This is a genomic window from Sphingomonas bisphenolicum, assembly GCF_024349785.1.
Classification (GTDB): domain Bacteria; phylum Pseudomonadota; class Alphaproteobacteria; order Sphingomonadales; family Sphingomonadaceae; genus Sphingobium; species Sphingobium bisphenolicum.
This window is the reverse complement of sequence record NZ_AP018817.1, coordinates 779985-799640: the sequence shown is the minus strand read 5'-3', so window position 1 is coordinate 799640 and position 19656 is coordinate 779985. Positions and strand designations below refer to the sequence as shown.

Below are 19656 nucleotides of genomic sequence, written 5' to 3'. Positions count from 1 at the left end.
TCATCCCTTATACAGCGCGTCCAGCCGGTCGGCATAGCGTTTGCGGATCACATGGCGGCGGATCTTCATCGACGGCGTCATTTCCTCATTTTCGATCGTGAAGGGTTCGTCGGCCAGGATGAAGCGGCGGACGCGTTCCAGTACCGACAGGTCGTCATTCACCCGGTCCACCGCCGCGCGGAGCGCCGCCATATAGGCCGGGTTCGACGCGACGCCGTCCACGGCCACGCCCTGCGCCGCGGCCCATTCGCGGGTCCATTCGGCGTCGGGGACGACCAGGCCGACCAGATGGGGGCGGCGGTCGCCATGGACCATCGCCTGGCCGATCTCGCTTTGCAGCGTCAGCATCCCCTCGACCTTCTGCGGCGAGACATTGTCGCCCTTGTCGTTGACGATCAGATCCTTCTTGCGGTCGGTGATGCGGATGCGGCCCTTGGCGTCGAACTCGCCAATGTCTCCGGTGTGAAGCCAGCCGTCCTTCAACGCCTTTTCGGTTTCGGCCGGGTTGCGCCAATAGCCGTGCATGACCAGTTCGCCGCGCACGAGGATTTCGCCATCCTCGGCGATGCGGACCTCCACCCCGTCGAGCGGCGGGCCGACCGTGTCCATCGCGATGCCGGCTGCGGGGCGGTTGCAACTCACCACCGGGCCGGCCTCGGTCTGGCCGTAGCCCTGCAACAGCGTCAGCCCCATGGCATGGAAGAAGAGGCCGACGTCCGGGTTGAGCGGAGCCCCGCCCGACACCAAAGCCTTCATCCGCCCGCCGAAACGCGCCCGGATTTTGGGGATCAACGTGCGCGACAGCAGCGCCTTCATCGGCAGGTCGAGGATCGATCCCTTGCCCGCCTGCTCCTTTGCCGCGATGCGCAGCGCCTGGCCGAGCAGATAGGTCGGGAATTTGCCCTGTTTCTCGATCGACTTGATGATGCGGGTGCGCAGCACTTCGAACAGGCGCGGGACGACGACCATGATGGTCGGGCGGGCTTCCTCGATATTGGAGGCGAGCTTTTCCAGCCCTTCCGCATAATAGATCTGCCCGCCCAGCAGCATAGGCAGGAACTGGCCGCCGCTATGTTCATAGGCGTGGGACAGCGGCAGGAAGGACAAGAACACCTCGTCATCCCAGCCGAAATCCTCTGCCACGACCTTGCCCGCGCCCTCCACATTGGCGAGGATCGCGCCATGATGCTGCATCACGCCGCGCGGGGCGCCGCCGGTGCCGCTGGTGTAGATGATGCAGGCCTGATCATTGCGGGTTGCGGTCTGCGCGGCGGCGATCGCGTCCACATCGGCCGGGTACGCAGCGATCAGGTCGCTCCACAGATGGCAGGTGGACGTCCCCTGCGCGCCGCGCAACGGCTCCATGCCGATGACGAAGCTGGCCTGCGACCGGACGACCGCGGGCATCAGCGCCTGCGCCAGCTTGGCGGTCGACACGATCACCGCGCGGGCGCCGCTGTCTGTCAATATATGCTGGTGATCGCGCGTCGTATTGGTGGTGTAGGTCGGCACGGTGATACACCCCGCCGCCATGATCGCCAGGTCGGCGACGCAAAATTCGGGCCGGTTTTCGCTGACCAGCATCACCGGATCGCCGGGCTTCAGACCCTGCGCCTTCAAGGCGGCGGCGAGCGACGCGACCTGGCGCGCGATCTCAGCCCAGCTCTGGCTGTGCCAGGTGCCGCCGCTCTTGCGCCAGAGAAAGGGCGCGTCGCCCTTTTCCTGGGCGCGGGCGAAGAACATGGTGACGAGGTTGGGAAATTTCTCGATGGCCCTCAAGGCTCGACTCCTGCGGTTTCCGGCGCATCTGATGCGCGCCTGAATGTCCATTGTTTGCCGCATTTCCAAAGTCGCCGGACGAAGCCCCGGCTCGGAAATGCTCCTGGCAAGGCTATAACGGTGCCTTGCCGTAACGGCCAAGAGGTTTGAAGGGTTTCCTAGTCGAAAAGCCCGTTCTGGACATCCTGCGGCGGATTGAGGCCCAGATGCTTCCAGCCGGGACCATTGAGACAGCGGCCGCGCGCCGTGCGGGCGATGAGGCCGAGCTGGATCAGATAGGGCTCGACCACTTCCTCGATCGTGTCGCGCGCTTCGGAAAGACCCGCGGCGAGCGTTTCGACGCCGACCGGCCCGCCGCGATAGATATCGGCGATCATCATCAGGTAACGGCGATCCATCAGGTCGAGGCCGAGATGATCGACCTCCAGCCGCATCAGCGATGCGTCGGCAACCTTCGCGTCGACCGCGGCCACGCCGGCGACATTGGCGAAGTCGCGCACGCGGCGCAGCAAACGCCCGGCGATACGCGGCGTGCCGCGCGAGCGGCGGGCAATTTCGACCGCGCCATCGGGGGTGATGGCGAGATCGAGCAGCCGCGCGGCGCGGCGCACGACCAGTTCCAGTTCATCCACCGTGTAGAATTGCAATCGCACCGGGATGCCGAATCGGTCGCGCAGCGGCGTGGTGAGCAGCCCCTGCCGCGTCGTCGCCCCGACCAGGGTGAAGGGCGGCAGATCGATGCGGACAGAGCGGGCGGACGGCCCCTCCCCGATCATCAGGTCGAGCGCGCGATCCTCCATCGCGGGATAGAGAACTTCCTCGACCGCGGGATTGAGCCGATGGATTTCGTCCACGAACAGCACGTCGCCCTCGTCCAGATTTGTGAGCAAGGCAGCCAGATCGCCCGACTTGGCGATCACCGGGCCGGAGGTGGCGCGGAAACCGACGCCCATTTCCTTGGCGACGATCTGCGCCAAAGTGGTCTTGCCCAGGCCCGGCGGCCCGAAGAACAGCACATGGTCGAGCGCATCGCCACGCGACCGGGCCGCCTGGATGAAGATACGCAGATTTTCGCGCGCGGCCTGCTGGCCGATAAATTCGTCGAGCGATTTCGGGCGCAGCGCGGCATCGACATCCTCGGGACGACGCGCGGGGGTGATGAGGCGGTCGTCGTCGGTCACTTCGCCGCCTTCCGCAGCGCAAGCCGGACCAGCGCGTCGAGGCTGGCATTGTCACCCAGTTCCTCTTCGGCGGCGGCGACGGCGGTGCTGGCCTCATGCGGCTTGAAGCCCAGATTCTGGAGCGCGGACAAAGCGTCGGCGGCGAAGCTGCCGGTCGGGAGCGCCACTACGCCGCCGATGCCGATCGGACTGCCGGCCGGGGCCGCGCCGATCTTGTCCTTCAATTCATTGACGATGCGCTGGGCGAGTTTCGGGCCGACGCCGTTGGCGCGCGCGATCATCGCCTTGTCACCCATCGCCACGGCGCGGTGCAGTTCCAGCGGTTCGAGCGCGGAGAGGATCGCCAGCGCGACGCGCGATCCCACCCCTTGCACATGGGTGAGCAGCCGATACCAGTCGCGTTCCTCGGCGCGGGCGAAGCCGACCAGCCGGATCGAATCCGCCGCGACCAGCATTTCTGTATGGATCGTCACCGCTTCGCCGACCGACCCCAGGGCCGCCAGCGTGCGCGACGACGCGCCGACCAGATAGCCGACCCCGCCCACGTCGATGACGGCGTGGTCGATGCCCGTGCTGTCCAGCAAGCCCTTGAGTTTCGAGATCATCTGCCCTGCCCTTCGGCGTCCCGCCCTATGGTCATGATCTGTTCTTTACAGCCTGTCGCGCCCCGCGCCAGTCAAAAGCGCGGCACCTTTTGCTGTCCCGTGCGTAGAGCAGCGCAACCTCACCCACTTAAGGACCTATGGATGCTGATGACGGCCCCGATGCTTTCGCCGAAGGATTTCGAATTTCCTGCGATCATGCTGTCGGGCGTGGTCGACCATGGCATGTATCTGCATTTCAAGAACTGCCTGTCCACCGCACCGCAACAGGGGCTGGTGGTGGTGGAACTGGCCACGCTGGGCGGCGATCCGGAGATCGCCCGGCTGATGGGCGAGGATATTCGCTTCCATTCCGAACTCTATCCCGACCGGCGGCTGGTGTTTCTGGGCCGGACCGCGGTCTATTCGGCGGGTGCGACCTTCATGAGCTTCTTCGCGACCGAAAACCGTTATCTGACGCGCGGCACGCGGCTGATGATCCACGAACGCGTCATCACCAAGAATATCCAGCTCGCCGGGCCGCTCTCCACCTGCATCGCGACCCTGAAGGCGACGCTGAACGAGATCGAATCGTCGATCGCGATCCAGAATGAGGGGTTTGCGAACCTGATCCTGGGGTCGCAGGTGACGATGGAGCAACTGCTCCAGCGGGCGCCGGAAAACTGGTATATGGAGGCGAACGAGGCGCAGGCGCTGGGGCTGATCGCGGCGGTGCTATAAGCGCTTGCCAGATGGCGCGGCTGCGCCTTTGATGCGGGCCATGCGGTCCTCGTCCCTCTTCCCCTGGCGCTATGGCATGTTCCTGGTGCTGCTGGCGCTGGCTGCGCCACTGGCCTTGTGGATGCCCTGGCATGAAGCGGTGATGGCGGGGTTCGACCTCGCGGCCCTTGCCTTCATGATCTCGGTCGTGCCGCTGATCGATGCCGACGCCGCGTCGATGCGGCGCAAGGCCGCGGCGAACGACGCCAACCGGGAACTGATGCTGTTGCTGACCGGGATCGTCAGCCTGGTGATCCTGGTCGCGGTGGGAGTGGCGATCAGCCAGCATGGCGGGCCGAACGGGGCGATGATCGCGCTGCTGCTTGCGACTTTGCTGATCGCCTGGCTCTTTTCGAACCTCGTCTATGCGATGCATTATGCGCATATCTTCTATCTGCCCGACAAGGTGGGGAAGGACCGGGGCGGGCTGGATTTCCCGGACGAGGACGAGCCGGGCTATTGGGATTTCCTCTATTTCGCCTTCACGCTGGGCATGACATTCCAGACGTCCGACGTGTCGATCACGGCGACCGCGATGCGCCGTACGGTGTTGTTCCAGTGCCTGGCGGCCTTCCTGTTCAACCTCGGTATATTGGCTTTCACCATCAATGTGCTGGGCGGCGGCTGAGACTCAATCATGTTCCCAACCCAGACTGTCGGGCAGCGGGATGACCGCGCCGTCGATCCTGAGGGTCAGGCCTGAACCCGTCGCGACATGGCCGACCGGGATGGCGCGCACCGGCGGCGCCAGCCCCGGCGGGAGGGTGAAGAGCAGTTCATAATCGTCGCCCGCGCGCGCCGCGGCGATCTGGACCGCGGTGCTGGCGCCGCGCACCCGCTCCAGCGCAGGGGACAGCGGAATGTGGTCGATGGTGATCGCGACGCCGCTCGCTTGGCCCATGCGCGATGCGTCGATCAGCAGGCCGTCCGACACATCCATCATCGCGGTCGCATGGGGCGCGAGCAGCGCGCCTTCGGCCAGGCGCGGGCGCGGGCGGCGATAGGCCTCCACCAACGGCCCGGTCGCTGCCGGATCGGCGCTGGCGAGGGCGAGGCCAATGCCAGCGTCGCCGACCGGGCCGGTGAGATAGAGCCGGTCGCCCGGTTGCGCCCCGTTGCGGGTGGGGACGGCACCAGTCGCCTCGCCGATCGCGGTCAGGCTGTAGCTGCGGGCCGATCCGGCGGGCATCTTGACCGTGTCCCCGCCCAGCAGCGGCATGGCGTGGCGGTCGAGCGCCTCGCCCAGCCCCGCGACGAAGGCCTCATCCCACGCATCGTTGCCGGACAAGGCGTAGTTCAGCAGGCAACCGACCGGCTTCGCGCCCTTGGCGGCGAGATCGGACAGATTCACCGCGGCGAGTTTCCAGCCGATGTCGGCGGGCGGATCGGCGGGAAGATAGTGGACGCCCTCGACCATCGTGTCGCTGGTCAGGATCAGGCGGGCGTCGCCGACCGGCAGGATGGCGACATCGTCGGCCAGCCCCTGCGCCGCGGGGTCGTTCGCCAGCAGGCGCAACAGGGTGAGGAAGCGGGATTCGCCGGACATGGCCGATGCCTAGCCGATCAGCCTGCTCCTGCCTACGCAGGAGCCTGCCACGCTTATTTCCGCACGTCCTTCGACACGCCGTCGAGCAGGCCGTTGACGAAGCCGGATTCGCGCTTGTCGTAAAAGGCGTGGGCGACGTCGACATATTCGCTGATGACGGTGCCGGTGCCGACATCCTGCCGCGCGAGCAGCTCATAGGTGCCCGCGCGCAAGATCTGGCGCATCGGCTTGTCGAGCCGGTCAAGGCTCCAGCCGCTCGACAGGCGGGCGGCGATCAGCGCGTCGATCTCATCGCGGCGCTTGTCCACGCCGGTCACGACATCGTCGAAGAACGGCTCCTCCGCCGGGGCGTAGGTGACGTCCTCGATCGTCGCGCCCAGCCGATGCTGGTGGAATTCATGCAGCAGCACATGGACGGGCGTGCCCTCCATTTCGAGCTGGTAGAGCGCCTGGACCGCGGCAAGGCGCGCGGCGGAGCGGGATTTGGAGCGGTCGTTCATGGGATATTCCTAATGATGTTTGAGGCGCAGCGCCACAGAAGCGGCATGCGCGGGCAGCCCTTCCGCCTGCGCCAGCGCGACGGCGGCGGGGCCGATCGCACGAACTGCGGCGGCGTCCAGGCTGAGAAAACTGGTGCGCTTCATGAAATCGAGCACCGACAGGCCCGATGAGAAACGGGCGCGACGGCCGGTGGGCAACACATGGTTCGGCCCGGCGACATAATCGCCCACCGCTTCGGGCGTCATGCGGCCGAGGAAAACCGATCCGGCATGGCGGACCTGCGCGAAATAGCGATCGGGATCGTCCACCGCGAGTTCCAGATGTTCAGGCGCGAGCCGGTCGACCAGCGGCATGGCCTCGTCCAAGTCGCAGACCAGGATGATCGCGCCATTGGCGTTCCAGCTGGTGCGGGCGACGGCGCTGGTGGAGAGCGCCGGGATCTGGCGATCGACCGCTTGCGCGACGGCATCGGCGAAGGCCGCGTCGTCGGTGAAGAGGATCGACTGGCTGGTCGGGTCATGTTCCGACTGGCTGAGCAGGTCGGCGGCGGTCCATTCCGGGTCGTTCTTGCCGTCCGCGACGACGACGATCTCGGACGGGCCGGCGACCATGTCGATGCCGACCACGCCGTAAAGCTGGCGCTTGGCTTCGGCGACCCAGGCGTTGCCGGGGCCAGTGATGACGTCCACCGGCTTGATCCGATCGGTGCCATAGGCGAGCGCGGCGACGGCCTGCGCGCCGCCGACCCGCCAGATTTCCTCGATCCCGGCGATCTGCGCGGCGGCCAGGACGAGCGGGTTGATTGCGCCACCCGGCGTCGGCGTCACCATGGCGATGCGGCGGACGCCCGCAACCTTGGCGGGGATCACGTTCATCAGCAGCGAGCTGGGATAGGCGGCGCGGCCGCCCGGCACATAGAGGCCGGCGGCATCGACCGCGCTCCAGCGCGCGCCGAGGCGCACGCCCGCGCTGTCCACGCCGTCGCTGTCCTGCGGGCGCTGCTTTTCGTGATAGGTGGTGATGCGCGCGGCGGCGAGTTCCAGCGCGTCCCGGAGTTCCGTGGAGAGGGCGTCGAGTGCGGCGCGGGTTTCCGCAGGGGTAACGGCCCAGCCGCTGACATCCAGGTCATGCCGGTCGAACCGCTGGGTATAGTCGGCGAGCGCGGCGTCGCCTCCGGCGCGCACGGCTTTCAGGATCGCGGTGACATCCCGCGAGACATCCTCGTCCGCTTCACGGCGGTCATCGACCAAGGCGGCGAAGGCGGCGGCGAAACCGGCGTCGCGACTGTCGAGCCTAAGCGGCATCTTTCACCCCCACGGCGGCGCGAAACGCCTCGACCAGCGGCGAGAGTTCCGCCGAGCGCATCTTGTAGGCGGCGCGGTTGACGATCAGGCGGGCGCTGATCTGCATGATGATGTCGGTTTCGACCAAGCCATTGGCTTTCAGCGTCGCGCCCGACGAGACGAGATCGACGATGCGGCGCGACAGGCCAAGCGAAGGGGCGAGTTCCATTGCGCCATTCAATTTCACGCATTCGGCCTGGAGGCCGCGCGCTTCATAATAGCGGCGGGTGAGGTGCGGATATTTTGTGGCGACGCGGACATGGCTCATCGCGGCCTGATCCTCGTCGGCGGCGTCGACCGGTTCGGCCACCGACAGGCGGCAATGGCCGATGTCGAGGTCGACCGGCGCGTAGAGTTCGGAATAGTTGAACTCCTCCACCACGTCGGAACCGACGATGCCGATCTGCGCGGCACCATGGGCGACGAAGGTGGCGACGTCGAACGCGCGCACGCGGATGATCGACACGTCGGGCCGGTTGGTGGCGAAGCGCAGCGCGCGGCTCTTCTTGTCGTGAAACTCCGCCTCCGGTTCGATACCGGCTTTGGCGAGCAGGGGCAGCGCTTCATCGAGGATGCGGCCCTTGGGGATGGCGAAGGTGAGCGGGCGAGTCATGACGCGCGGGCCTTACGCGCGGGGGCGCGAAAGGGCAAGGTTTGGGGGAGCATGCCGCAGTTGCCTAAGGAGGCTTCAGACAAGCGGAAGCTGCGCACCCCTGATATCACGCCAATATTCATCCATGACATCAGGGTCGATGGCGACAGGCTTTGCGCTGTTCTCGTAAAGGCGGTCGCGACCGTCTTTCCTGGGACCGGATATCCAGAAATGGCTTCCGGTCTCGACGTCGAAATAATTGGCTTTGACGCCACGTCCGCCCAGCCGCTGGAAGGTGTGTCCATCATAATGCAGCGATTGCCCGGACTTCGACAGTGTGACGCGACCTATCCGCGCCGATCCATTCAGGCTGCCGCTATTATCCTCGATATACATGATGCGGGTTTTCGGAGCGCTCATATATCTGCCTTCGAAAGTCAGGCCGCTTCCGCCATAGCCGCCTGGGTGCTGGCGATCCAGCCGCCGCCCAATATGCGTTCGCCCGCATACAACACCGCCGCCTGCCCCGGCGCGACGCCATATTCGGGGGCGTCGAACAGCAGGCGGTCGCCATCCAGCCGCGCGGGGACGGGTTTCGCCATCGACCGCACCTTGGCAGTCAGCGGGCCGGTGAAGTCGCCGCCCAGCCAGTTGATGTCGCTCAACGCCGCGCCCGATACCGCCAGCGCCGCCCGCGGCCCCACGATCACCCGCTTGGCCGCCGCATCCAGACGCACGACATAGAGCGGGTCGGGCTGGCCGCCAATGTCCAGCCCCTTGCGCTGGCCGACGGTGAAATGGATCATCCCCTTGTGCCGGCCGAGCACGCGACCGTCGATATGGACGATGTCGCCGCCCTCGTCCGCATCGGGGCGCAGCTTGCGCACGATCTTGGCATAGTCGCCGTCCGGCACGAAGCAGATGTCCTGGCTGTCGGGCTTGAGCGCCACCGAAAGACCCAATTCGGCGGCAATCTCGCGCACCATCGGCTTGGGCAATCCGCCTAGCGGGAAACGCAGATAGTCGAGCTGCGCCTGAGTCGTGGCGAACAGGAAATAGCTCTGGTCACGGGCGGGATCGGCGGCGCGGTGCAGTTCCGCGCCAGCCACGCCCTCGACCCGCTGTACATAATGGCCGGTAGCCAGGCAGTCGGCGCCCAGGTCGCGCGCGATCTGGAACAGGTCGGTGAACTTCACCCCCATATTGCACTTCACGCAGGGGATGGGCGTGCGCCCGGCCATATATTCATCGGCGAAGTCGGCTATCACCGAATCGCGAAAGGCCGTTTCATAATCAAAGACATAGTGCGCGATGCCGATCCGGTCGGCGACCGCGCGGGCGTCGCGGATATCCTGCCCGGCGCAGCAGCTCCCGGTGCGGCCGACCGCCGCGCCATGGTCGTAAAGCTGGAGCGTGACGCCGATCACTTCGGCGCCGGTCTTGGCGGCGAGCGCGGCGACGACGCTGCTGTCCACGCCGCCCGACATGGCGACGACGATGCGCCGCTCGGCGAGCGGGCCAGAAAGCTGGAATTGGGGGAGCTGAAACTGAGGCTGCATGGGCGGCCCTATAATGCAGCGACGGCCGCGGCGCAAAAGTTAACAAAAGGTAGCGCCGCTTTGCCCATAATCGGGACGGATCGACGCGAAACGGGGGCCGGACGAGTCACGAAAGCGTCTTCGAGTTTACCGACCCTTATTCATTACCCCCTACACAGGGGGCATGGATCTGAGTTTCCTTCGGGGTGGCGGGCTGAAGCCCGGCACTCCCAGACCCCTCAGCCGGCCGCGCGTGCCGGCCTGGCCGTTTCTGCGGGCCGCTACGGCGGCGGCGCAGGCGGCCAGTCCGACCGCGCAGGCGGTGGCGGGCGTCCTGCGGGGGCAGGGCGGAAGCGACGACTGGATCCAGGAACTGGCGGGCATTTTCGCGCCACGTTCCGGCGGCAAGATCGAAGCCGTGCGTCTCGCGGGAAGTTTCAACCCGTTGATCGCGAGCCGTTTAGCCAGGGGGCAGGAATGATGAAGGCAGTGTTTACCGTGGCGCTTTAGCCGTTCTTCAGGGCTGAAGCAGATAAGGGTTTCACTGTTGAATTCGGTAACGCCAGTGCCGCACTTTGAGGGTAAGAATGATCGAGAACCAGAAAATCAAGCCGGCTCAGGTCGTCGGGCCACTTGGGGAACCCCTGACCCTGGACAGCCTGCCGCCGGCCGACACCACACGCTGGGTGGTGCGGCGCAAGGCGGAAGTCGTCGCAGCGGTGAATGGAGGCCTGCTGAGCGTGGACGAAGCGTGTTCGCGCTACAATCTGACGCTGGAGGAATTTGCCGGCTGGCAGCGGGCGGTCGACCGGTCGGGCATGCATGGCCTGCGCGTCACCCGCATCCAATATTATAAGTCGCTCTACGAGCGCCAGCAGAAATACTGACCGGCGATCACGCCGTCAGGATGGAGCCAAAGGGCCGCCGGATGCAAATCCGGCGGCCCTTTGGCTCTGCGAGCGGGAAATCGACCGCCGGGGGCGTTCAAACGGCGCAAAGCCAAGATGGTTTCCAGTCCGGAATCATTTTTACACACATGGAACGGGACGCTCTCTCCTCCGTTGAATGCAGCACCCAACCCGCTGGGGGCGTGGTCAAGGAGAGTAATATGGGCATCATCTTGTGGCTTATCGTCGGCGGCATCATCGGCTGGCTCGCCAGCATGGTCATGCGCACCGACGCACAGCAGGGCATCCTGCTTAACATCGTGGTCGGCATCGTCGGCGCCTTCATCGGCGGCCTGATCTTCAGCGGCGGATCGATCAACCAAGGGCTGACGCTGTACAGCTTCCTGGTGTCGCTGGTCGGCGCGATCATCCTGCTGGCAATCGTCAATCTGGTTCGCCGCGGGTCGATGCGTTAAACGCAAATCCCACTCAACCAAAAGGGTCGCGCCACGGCGCGGCCCTTTTTTTGCGTCCACTCAGCGGCGCGCCGCGAAAAACCGGTAGAGCGCCAGCACCGCGATCGCGCCGACGATGGCGGCGACGAAGCCAGCGCGCTCGCCGGTCGCATAAAAGCCGGCGAGCCGACCGACGAACCCGGCCAACAACGCCCCGGCAATGCCCAGCAATATGGTGACGACGCAGCCGCCCGGATCACGGCCGGGCATTATCAGCCGCGCGATAGCGCCCGCAAGCAGGCCGACCACGATCCATCCCAGCAAGTCCATGGCGCGCTCCTCGGCGGCGGATGCCGCGCGGGCGATCATTGCGCCACAATCCTGAGCCTTTGGCAAGTCAATGTGGTCCAAGGGGAGGGATGACAACGACATATCGCCATTCCGGCCCTTTCCATCGCGCATAATCGCTTTGCCGTCCGCCTTTGAACCATGATATTGGGGGTTGAGAGCGGTGCTATATTCATATAACACAGTTGCCGAAATGGCGATGCGCCGGAGAGACGAGAAGCGGCATGAATTACGAAACCCAGCTGGTGGGCGACTCGATGGTCGTCATCGACGAAGATGAGGCGCGCCGGCGGCGCAAACGCCTGCTGCTGATCGGCGGCGGCGTGGCCGCTCTGCTGGTCGCCGCGGCCGCCTGGATATCGATGCGCGGCGACACCGCCGCCGCCCCCACCGCTCCTGCGGCGCAGGTGCCGGTCGTGACCGTGATCCGCCCCGGCCAGTCGGTCGTGTCGCGCACCGTCAGCGCGACGGGATCGCTCGCGGCGCGGATCGACATGCCGGTCGGCGTTGTCGGCGAAGGCGGCATGGTCACGCGGGTTTTGGTGCAACCGGGCGACTGGGTACGCGCTGGCCAGCCGCTGGCGATCATCGAACGGTCGGTCCAGGTGGAACAGGTGCGCTCGCTCGCCGCGCAGGTGGACGTGGCCCGCGCGGACGCCAAGCTCGCCCAGGCCCAGCTCGACCGCGCCAAGGCGCTGGTCAGTCGCGGCTTCATCAGCGCCGCCGACATCGATCAGCGCACCGCGACCCGCGATGCGGCGGTGGCGCGCGTGAACGTCGCCGCGGCGCAACTCGCCGAACAGCGCGCCCGCACCGGGCGGCTGGACATTCGCGCCCCGGCATCCGGCCTGGTCCTGACCCGCGCGGTCGAGCCGGGCCAGATCGTCCAGGCGGGCAGCGGCGTGCTCTTCCGTTTGGCCAAGGATGGCGAGATGGAGTTGCAGGCGCAGGTGGCCGAGGGTGATCTGGCGACGCTGCGCCCGGGCAACAGCGCGACCGTGACGCCGATCGGCCATAGCGACCAGTTCGCCGGACGCGTGTGGCAGGTATCGCCGGTGGTCGATCCCCAGATGCGCCAGGGTATCGCCCGCATCGCCATCGCCTATAATCCGGCGATCCGGCCGGGCGGCTTCGCCTCCGCGACCATCACCAGCGGATCGGGCAGCGCCCCCCTGCTGCCCGAATCGGCGGTGCAGAGCGACGCCAAGGGCAGCTATGTCTATGTGGTCAACGCCAAGAATCAGGTCGAGCGCCGCAGCGTGAGCGTCGGCCAGGTGTCCGACGCCGGCGTTGCCGTGACCAGCGGCATCGACGGCACGGAAAGCATCGTCACCTCCGCCGGCGCTTTCCTGGCGCCGGGGCAGAAGGTGAAGCCGGAATTGTTGAAAGGCCGCTAGGAAACGGCGCGGCCGACGCCGGCCGCGCGCGTCCCCCGGACGGCAGAATGCGCGCCATGGACGCGCCGAACAGGTCGAAGGGACGCGCTGCTGCGTCCGGCACAGGTTGGACGGACGCGCCAGCGCGTCCGGTGAAGGAAGCCCGTCATGAATTTTCGTAACATTTCCGCATGGGCGATCCGCAACCCGGTGACGCCGCTGGTGCTGTTCGCCGCGTTGATGCTGGCGGGCATCGTCAGCTTCATGCGCATGGACGTCAACAACAACCCCGACATCAGCTTCCCGATGGTCAGCGTCACCGTATTACAGCCGGGCGCGGCGCCGACCGAGCTGGAGACGCAGGTCACCCAGCGGGTCGAGGCGGCGGTGCGCGGCATCAGCGGCGTCGACGAAATCACCTCCTTCGCGTCCGAAGGCCGGTCGCTGACCAATGTCCAGTTCCAGATCGGCACCCCGGTCGATCGCGCGGTCAACGACGTCAAGAACGCCGTCGACCAGATCCGCAGCGACTTGCCCGACGGCATTTTGGAACCGCAGGTCCAGCGCATCGACATCGATGGCGGCCCCATCGCCTATTTCAGCGCCGAGGCCACCGACATGACGCTGGAGGAACTGTCCTGGTATGTCGACAACACCGTGGCCAAGCGGCTGCTGTCGGTCAGCGGTATGGCGGCGGTCAATCGCGGCGGCGGCGTCAGCCGCGAAATCCGCGTCATCCTGGACCCGGCCAAGCTTCAGGCATTCGGTATCACCGCGGCGCAGGTGAACGCCCAGTTGCAGCAGGTGAACCTGAACGCCGCGGGCGGCCGTACCGAGATCGCCGGCGCCGAACAGTCGATCCGCGTGCTGGGCAACGCCCGCAACGCCCGCGACCTGGGCGCGACCCAGATCGCGATCAGCGGCGGCCGCACGGTCAAGCTGGCCGACATTGCCGACGTGCGCGACATGTATGCCGAACAGCGCAACCTGTCGCTGATGAACGGGCGGCAGGTCACCAGCTTCAGCATGGAAAAGGCCAAGGGCTCTTCCGACGTCACCGTCTACGACAATGCGATGAAGGTGCTGGACAAGCTGAAGGTCGAAAATCCCAAAGTTCAGTTCAAGGAACTCTACACCAGCGTCGGCTATACCAAGGAACAATATCATTCGGCCATGGCCGCGATGATCGAGGGCGCGGTGCTGGCGGTCGTCATCGTCTTCCTGTTCCTGCGCGACTGGCGCGCGACGATGATTTCGGCGCTGGCGATCCCGCTGTCGGCGATCCCGACCTTCTGGTTCATGGAGATGATGGGCTTCACGCTGAACGGCATTTCGCTGCTGGCGCTCAGCCTGGTCGCGGGCGTGCTGGTCGACGACGCCATCGTGGAGATCGAGAATATCGTACGCCACATGCGCATGGGCAAATCCGCCTATCAGGCGTCGATCGACGCGGCGGACGAGATCGGCCTGGCCGTGCTGGCCACCACCATGGCGATCGTCGCGGTATTCCTGCCGGTTGCGCTGATGCCCGGCATATCGGGCCAGTTCTTCATCCAGTTCGGGATGACCGTGGTCGTGTCGGTGCTGATGAGCCTGGCGGTCGCCCGCCTCATCACGCCGATGATCGCCGCCTATTTCCTCAAAGCCCATGGCGAGGAAAGCCATGGCGAAGGCTGGATGATGGACCGCTATATGAGCGTGCTGCGCTGGTCGCTCGACGAGCGCCGGGCGATCGCCCATCGCGCGCGGGGTGGCTGGCGACGCTTCACCGCCATCTTCCTGGATCACAGGATGTGGACGGTGGGCATCGGCGCGCTGGCGTTCATCGCCACGATCATCGCCTTCGCCACGCTGCCGATGACGTTCCAGCCGACGACCAACACCGATTTCAGCCAGGTGAAGATCGAAACGGTGCCGGGCAGCACGCTGGCGCAGACCACCGCCATCACCCGCAAGGTCGCCGACATGCTGGCCGCCGATACCGACGTCGTTGAGGCGGCCTTCGCCGATATCGAGCCGACCACGGCCGACATCTTCCTGACGCTCAAGAAGACGCGCCCGATCAGTTCGGTCGACTGGGAGCGTAAGATCGCGCCGCAATTCCAGACCGTCGCCGACGCGCGGGTCAATTTCCAGTCGCAGTCGGGCGGCGGCTTTGGCCGCGACATCATCATGATGTTCGGGTCGGACGACCCGGAAAAGCTGGAACGCACGGCCAACCAGCTCGTCGCGGAGATGGCGCGCATCCAAGAACTGCGCGCGCCGCGCGTGCAGGGCGACATGCAGCGGCCCGAAATCATCATCACGCCACGCCTCGACCTGGCCGCCAGCCTGGGCGTGACCACGGCCGCGCTCAGCCAGTCCATCCGCATCGCGACAATCGGCGATATCGACCAGAACAGCGCCAAATTCTCGCTGTCCGACCGCCAGATCCCGATCCGCGTGTCGATCGCCGAGGATAGTCGGAAGGATATCGCGACGATCCAGAACATGCCGGTGCCGACCGTCAGTGGCGGATCGGTGCCGCTCAAGGTCGTAGCCGACATCCATTTCGGCGCAGGGCCGACGCAGATCCGCCGCTACAACCAGATCCGCCGCATCGTCGTGGGCGCGGATCTGGCGCCGGGCATCGTCACCAGCCAGGCGACGCAAAAGATCAACGCACTGCCGCTGATGAAGGCGATCAATGAGGGCAAGATCCAGGGCATCCAGAAGATCAATGCCGGCGACAGCAAGTTCCAGGCGGAAATGCTGACCAATTTCATGATCGCGGTCGCATCCGGCATTCTGCTGGTGCTGGCGGTGCTGGTGCTGCTGTACAAGCGGATCATGCCGCCCTTCGTCAACCTGGGCTCGTTGCTGCTCGCTCCGCTGGGCGGCGCGCTGGCGCTGCATATCGCCGGAGAACCCATTTCCATGCCGGTGCTGATCGGCCTGCTGATGCTGCTGGGTATCGTCGCCAAGAACTCGATCCTCGTCATCGACTTCGCACTGGAGGAGATGGAGAAGGGCGTGCCCAAGTTCGACGCCATCGTCGATGCCGGGCACAAGCGCGCACAGCCGATCGTCATGACCACGGTGGCGATGGTCGCGGGCATGGTGCCGACTGCGCTCGCTTTGTCGGGCGACGGTGCCTGGCGCGCGCCGATGGGCATCACCGTGATCGGCGGCCTGCTGCTGTCGACGGTGCTGACGCTGGTGATCGTGCCGGCGACCTTCAGCCTGGCGGTCGGGATCGAAAGCTGGATCGGACCGCGGCTGGGCCGGGGCCTGCTGACCTACAAGGCGGGCGACGACAAGGACCGGCCGGGGCATCCGCACCCCGCCGAGTGAGGCCGGTAAAAGAAGGCTTTGCCTGAACGAAACGGCGGCGTAACCGTTGGACGGCCATGACGCTGCTTCGCATCCCCCGGCCCAGAGGCGAATTCGCACCGCACCCCGCGCGGCGGATGCGGCTGGTGGCGACGGGGATGCTGGTGGCGATGGCGGTGGTGTTCATCACCGCGCGCGCCACCATCCACCTCCACCCCGCCATCGGCTTCGTCCAGGCCTTTGCCGAGGCGGCGATGGTCGGCGGGCTGGCCGACTGGTTTGCGGTCACCGCCCTGTTCCGGCACCCGATGGGCCTGCCCATCCCGCATACCGCCATCATCCCGCGCAACAAGGACCGGATCGGCGACACGCTGGCCCTGTTCCTGCGCGACAATTTCCTGACCCCCGCCGTCGTCGCGCGGCGGATGCGCGGCATGGACGTCGCCGCCGCCGCCGGCCGCTTCCTGGCCAGTCCGTCCGAAGGCGACGGGCGATTGCGCGAGGGTGCATCGCGCCTGATCGCCGACATATTGGAAGCGCTGGACCAGGAACGGCTGGGCGGCATGGTCAAGGGCGCGATCGGCCAGCGGCTGCGCGCGATCAACGTCGGCCCGCTGGCGGGGCAGGCGATCGAGGCGGCGATGCGCGACGGTCGCCACGCCCCGGTGATGGACGGTATCATCCATTGGGCCGACCGCACGCTGGAAGCGAACGAGCATCTGATCCGCCAGATGGTGCAGGAACGGGCGGGCAAGGTGCTGCGCTGGACCGGTCTGGACGAGAATCTGGCCAACGCCATCCTGTCGGGCCTGCGCAAGATGCTGGCGGAGATGGCCGCCGATCCGGGCCACAGCCTGCGCCTGAAGGCGGAAGAAGGCATGGCCAAGCTGGCCTTCGACCTGCAGTTCGACCTGGAGATGCAGGCCAAGGTCGCCAAGATCCGCGACGAGATCGTCGATAATCCGGCGATGCAGCGCTGGATCGAGGGGATGTGGGAACAGGCGCGCGCCGGCCTGCTGCGCGCGGTGCGCGATCCGGGCAAGGCGATGGCAGGGCGACTGGGCGAAGCCCTGCGCCAGCTCGGCGGCACGTTGCAGCAGGAAGCGCGGTTGCGGCTGGTCATCAACCGCTTCGTACGTCGCGCCGCGGTCGGCGCGACCGCCACCTATGGCGATGCGATCGTGCGGCTGGTCAGCGACACGGTGCGCGGATGGGATGCGGGCACGGTCACCAGCCGGCTGGAAAATGCGGTCGGGCGCGACCTGCAATATATCCGCGTCAACGGCACGCTGGTCGGCGGGCTGGTCGGCCTGGCGATCCATACGGTCGATCGGTTTTTTTAGGAGGGCCGTACCGTCCTGGCATGCGCTTCGGCCGATGTGCCGGGGCGCGTCGGGCCAAACGACACGCCCCGGCGGAACCGGCCGCGCAGAGGAGAGAGAGGCGGCCGATTCCTGACTGGTAAACTCAGTCTTCGCGACGCGCCTCGCTACCGGGCGGCGGGGGCAGTTCGTCTGCAGTCAGCACGCCATCGCCGCTGCGGTCCTGATCGGCGAACAGGGCAAGCGCGGGGGCGAGAAATTCGGCGCGATCGATCTGGCCATCGTCATTGCTGTCCTCGGGCCAGGGCATGGCGCGGCCTGGCGGCGGCGGTGCCGCATCGGCGCGATCGCCGCGAGGCGGACGGCCACCGGGCGGCGGACCGCCTGCGCCACCAGGGCCTTCTCGACCACCACCGGGACCGCCATGCCTCTTGCCGGACCCGCCTTCTTTCCCGGTGCTGTCCTCTGCAGGGGCGCGCGCCTGCCGCTCATGGCCCAACATCCGCTGCATCGCCTGAACCGGCACCAGCCCGTCGCTGTCCTGGTCCATCAGGCCGAAGCGGCGCTCCATATAGGCGCGCATCTCGTCGCGGGTGATCCGGCCGTCGCCATCGGCATCGGCGGCCCAGGGACCGGTTTCGGGAGCAGCGGGCGGCTGCGCCGGAAGCGGCGCAGAGGCCAGAAGCGAGACAGCGAGCGAGACAGTAGAAAGGCAATGACGCAAAGGCATGGAGGCTCCTGGAAGCGGGATTCCCCTTCTCCTCGCACCTGCGCTTTGCCGCCATATGTCGCGATGCAGCGGCAATGTTGCAGACCGTAAAAAATGATGTTGCAACATATCATTAAATGATGTTGTATCATGTCATCGACGAAGACTGGTTCGGGCAAGAAGAGCCGGCATCGGCGAGAGGATGCGACAGACGAGGAGCGAGACGATGCGACTCATGACCCTATCGGCAATGGGACAGACTATAGCGAATCGGACGACGGACGCGGGCGGGCCATCGCGCTATGGCGCCGGGCGCAAATCGCCGCTGGGATTGGGCGGCACGGTGGCGGTCCATGCGCTGCTGATCGGCGCCTTCCTGTTGATTCCCAAGGAGGTGATCCAGTTCGTCACGCCCACGCCACCGATCATCACCTATCCGGTGACGGAAGATCCCCCGCCACCCGAACAGACGCCGGAATCGCAGGTCGATGCCAAGCTTCCGACCCAGCCCCAGCCGCAACGGCCCACCGCCACCGATCCCGAAATCATCCTGCCTAAGGGCGATCCGGTGGTTATCGGCAGCACCGACAGCGGGCTCGATCCGGTCAAGCCGATCATCCTGCCTCCGATCGATCCACCCCGCCCGCCGGTGCTGACCGAACCGGCGATCGATCCCCGCGCAATGGGCGCGTTCCAGCCCGACTATCCCGGCGCGATGATCCGGCAAGGGCTGGAAGGCACAGTGACGGTGCGCGTCACCATCAGCCCCGAGGGCCGCGTCACCGCGATCGAGAAAGTCTCCGCCACGGACGAGAGCTTCTGGGTGGCGACCCAGCGCCACGCCCTGCGCAAATGGCGCTTCCGCCCCGCGACCCGCGACGGCGTGGCGATCGGTTCGACCAAGATATTGACGGTGCGGTTCACCCTGACGGAGCGATAGGGGAAGGCCGCCGCGATAAGCCCATAGCTGGTGATGGGCCAGTACCGTAAAGGGGAAGATATGCGCTACCTTCTTCTTCCCCTTTCCTGCGCCGTGGCAGGCTGTGGAACGTCCACGGTGCCGGTCAGTGGCTATCTGGCGCAAGTCGGCCGCGTCGGCGTCTTCTCGGCCGATGCCCGGTTCACGGACTGGGCTATGGTCGAGGATGGGCCGGATACTTATCGGAACTTCGCAAGGAAAAGTTGGCAGGCGGGCGCGCAAGGTAGATGCGGCCTGTCGCTGTGGCGGATCGCTGGCACCGGCCAGCGAAAAGGACGCGGTGTCAAGCTTGTGACGATCACCGCCTTTTCCCGGATCGACCGGGATCAGGCAAACCAGATCGCGCGCAAATCCGCACACCCCACGCTTATGACCGTCGATTTCTGCTGAAAGCGACCTCTCGACATTACGCTTCTCCGCTCAATGA

General features: G+C 66.1%; 21 protein-coding genes. 10 read left to right on the top strand and 11 right to left on the bottom strand.

The genetic code is table 11. The features are described 5' to 3' along the window. From SBA_RS03860 to ruvA, 3 genes are all read right to left on the bottom strand, one after another. Positions 1-1743: an AMP-dependent synthetase/ligase gene (locus tag SBA_RS03860; protein WP_261936676.1), complete on the bottom strand. Its 1743-nt coding sequence runs from the start codon at positions 1741-1743 to the stop codon at positions 1-3. A 194-nt stretch (positions 1744-1937) separates the two neighbouring features. Then, positions 1938-2960 (bottom strand): Holliday junction branch migration DNA helicase RuvB, encoded by a 1023-nt coding sequence (gene ruvB / locus SBA_RS03855; protein WP_261935951.1) that lies wholly within the window; start codon positions 2958-2960, stop codon positions 1938-1940. After that, complete coding sequence (ruvA, locus tag SBA_RS03850) at positions 2957-3565, bottom strand: Holliday junction branch migration protein RuvA (protein WP_261935950.1); 609 nt, start codon at positions 3563-3565, stop codon at positions 2957-2959. Before ruvA ends, ruvB begins: the two co-directional genes overlap by 4 nt. 141 nt (positions 3566-3706) lie before the next feature. On the opposite strand from ruvA, the gene SBA_RS03845 reads away from it, so the two are divergent. Beyond that, positions 3707-4282: a Clp protease/crotonase-like domain-containing protein gene (locus SBA_RS03845; protein WP_224546403.1), complete on the top strand. Its 576-nt coding sequence runs from the start codon at positions 3707-3709 to the stop codon at positions 4280-4282. A gap of 40 nt (positions 4283-4322) precedes the next feature. After that, positions 4323-4949 (top strand): DUF1345 domain-containing protein, encoded by a 627-nt coding sequence (locus SBA_RS03840; RefSeq protein ID WP_261935949.1) that lies wholly within the window; start codon positions 4323-4325, stop codon positions 4947-4949. Positions 4950-4952: 3 nt separating this feature from the next. Here the strand turns inward: SBA_RS03840 and thiL are convergent, their stop codons facing one another. From thiL to mnmA, 6 genes are all read right to left on the bottom strand, one after another. Continuing rightward, positions 4953-5867 (bottom strand): thiamine-phosphate kinase, encoded by a 915-nt coding sequence (gene thiL, locus SBA_RS03835; protein WP_261935948.1) that lies wholly within the window; start codon positions 5865-5867, stop codon positions 4953-4955. Positions 5868-5920: 53 nt separating this feature from the next. Then, entirely contained in the window at positions 5921-6367 is a 447-nt protein-coding gene (gene nusB / locus SBA_RS03830) for a transcription antitermination factor NusB (RefSeq protein WP_224546407.1), read from the bottom strand. 9 nt (positions 6368-6376) lie between these two features. Further along, positions 6377-7672 (bottom strand): histidinol dehydrogenase, encoded by a 1296-nt coding sequence (hisD, locus tag SBA_RS03825; RefSeq protein ID WP_261935947.1) that lies wholly within the window; start codon positions 7670-7672, stop codon positions 6377-6379. Then, entirely contained in the window at positions 7662-8324 is a 663-nt protein-coding gene (hisG, locus tag SBA_RS03820) for an ATP phosphoribosyltransferase (RefSeq protein ID WP_261935946.1), read from the bottom strand. Before hisG ends, hisD begins: the two co-directional genes overlap by 11 nt. Positions 8325-8399: 75 nt before the next feature. Further along, complete coding sequence (locus SBA_RS03815; protein ID WP_261935945.1) at positions 8400-8723, bottom strand: 1-deoxy-D-xylulose-5-phosphate synthase; 324 nt, start codon at positions 8721-8723, stop codon at positions 8400-8402. 17 nt (positions 8724-8740) lie between these two features. Beyond that, positions 8741-9862, bottom strand: a complete 1122-nt coding sequence (mnmA, locus tag SBA_RS03810) for a tRNA 2-thiouridine(34) synthase MnmA (RefSeq protein WP_261935944.1) — start codon at positions 9860-9862, stop codon at positions 8741-8743. Between the two features lie 163 nt (positions 9863-10025). Here mnmA and SBA_RS03805 point away from each other — a divergent pair, with 163 nt between their 5' ends. The 3 genes from SBA_RS03805 to SBA_RS03795 all read left to right on the top strand — a co-directional run bounded on the left by SBA_RS03805 (position 10026) and on the right by SBA_RS03795 (position 11204). Beyond that, on the top strand, positions 10026-10322 hold the full coding sequence (locus tag SBA_RS03805) for a hypothetical protein (protein ID WP_224546416.1): 297 nt from the start codon (positions 10026-10028) through the stop codon (positions 10320-10322). 106 nt (positions 10323-10428) lie between these two features. After that, positions 10429-10728 (top strand): CtrA inhibitor SciP, encoded by a 300-nt coding sequence (sciP, locus tag SBA_RS03800; RefSeq protein ID WP_261935943.1) that lies wholly within the window; start codon positions 10429-10431, stop codon positions 10726-10728. Positions 10729-10949: 221 nt separating this feature from the next. Beyond that, positions 10950-11204: a GlsB/YeaQ/YmgE family stress response membrane protein gene (locus SBA_RS03795; protein ID WP_224546418.1), complete on the top strand. Its 255-nt coding sequence runs from the start codon at positions 10950-10952 to the stop codon at positions 11202-11204. A 60-nt stretch (positions 11205-11264) separates the two neighbouring features. On the opposite strand, the gene SBA_RS03790 is transcribed toward SBA_RS03795, so the two are convergent. Further along, entirely contained in the window at positions 11265-11513 is a 249-nt protein-coding gene (locus SBA_RS03790) for a GlsB/YeaQ/YmgE family stress response membrane protein (protein ID WP_261936675.1), read from the bottom strand. 242 nt (positions 11514-11755) lie between these two features. Between SBA_RS03790 and SBA_RS03785 the strand changes: the two genes are divergently transcribed. From SBA_RS03785 to SBA_RS03775, 3 genes are all read left to right on the top strand, one after another. Beyond that, complete coding sequence (locus SBA_RS03785; RefSeq protein ID WP_261935942.1) at positions 11756-12928, top strand: efflux RND transporter periplasmic adaptor subunit; 1173 nt, start codon at positions 11756-11758, stop codon at positions 12926-12928. 147 nt (positions 12929-13075) lie between these two features. Beyond that, complete coding sequence (locus tag SBA_RS03780) at positions 13076-16240, top strand: efflux RND transporter permease subunit (protein WP_261935941.1); 3165 nt, start codon at positions 13076-13078, stop codon at positions 16238-16240. Positions 16241-16296: 56 nt separating this feature from the next. Next, entirely contained in the window at positions 16297-17562 is a 1266-nt protein-coding gene (locus SBA_RS03775; RefSeq protein WP_261935940.1) for a DUF445 domain-containing protein, read from the top strand. 124 nt (positions 17563-17686) lie between these two features. Here the strand turns inward: SBA_RS03775 and SBA_RS03770 are convergent, their stop codons facing one another. Further along, entirely contained in the window at positions 17687-18271 is a 585-nt protein-coding gene (locus SBA_RS03770) for an EF-hand domain-containing protein (RefSeq protein WP_261935939.1), read from the bottom strand. 214 nt (positions 18272-18485) lie between these two features. On the opposite strand from SBA_RS03770, the gene SBA_RS03765 reads away from it, so the two are divergent. Both SBA_RS03765 and SBA_RS03760 read left to right on the top strand, forming a co-directional pair. Further along, positions 18486-19190 carry an energy transducer TonB gene (locus SBA_RS03765; RefSeq protein ID WP_261936674.1) on the top strand — a complete coding sequence of 235 codons (705 nt, stop codon included), beginning with the start codon at positions 18486-18488 and terminating at the stop codon, positions 19188-19190. Positions 19191-19220: 30 nt separating this feature from the next. Beyond that, entirely contained in the window at positions 19221-19619 is a 399-nt protein-coding gene (locus tag SBA_RS03760) for a hypothetical protein (protein WP_261935938.1), read from the top strand. Positions 19620-19656: the final 37 nt, after the last annotated feature.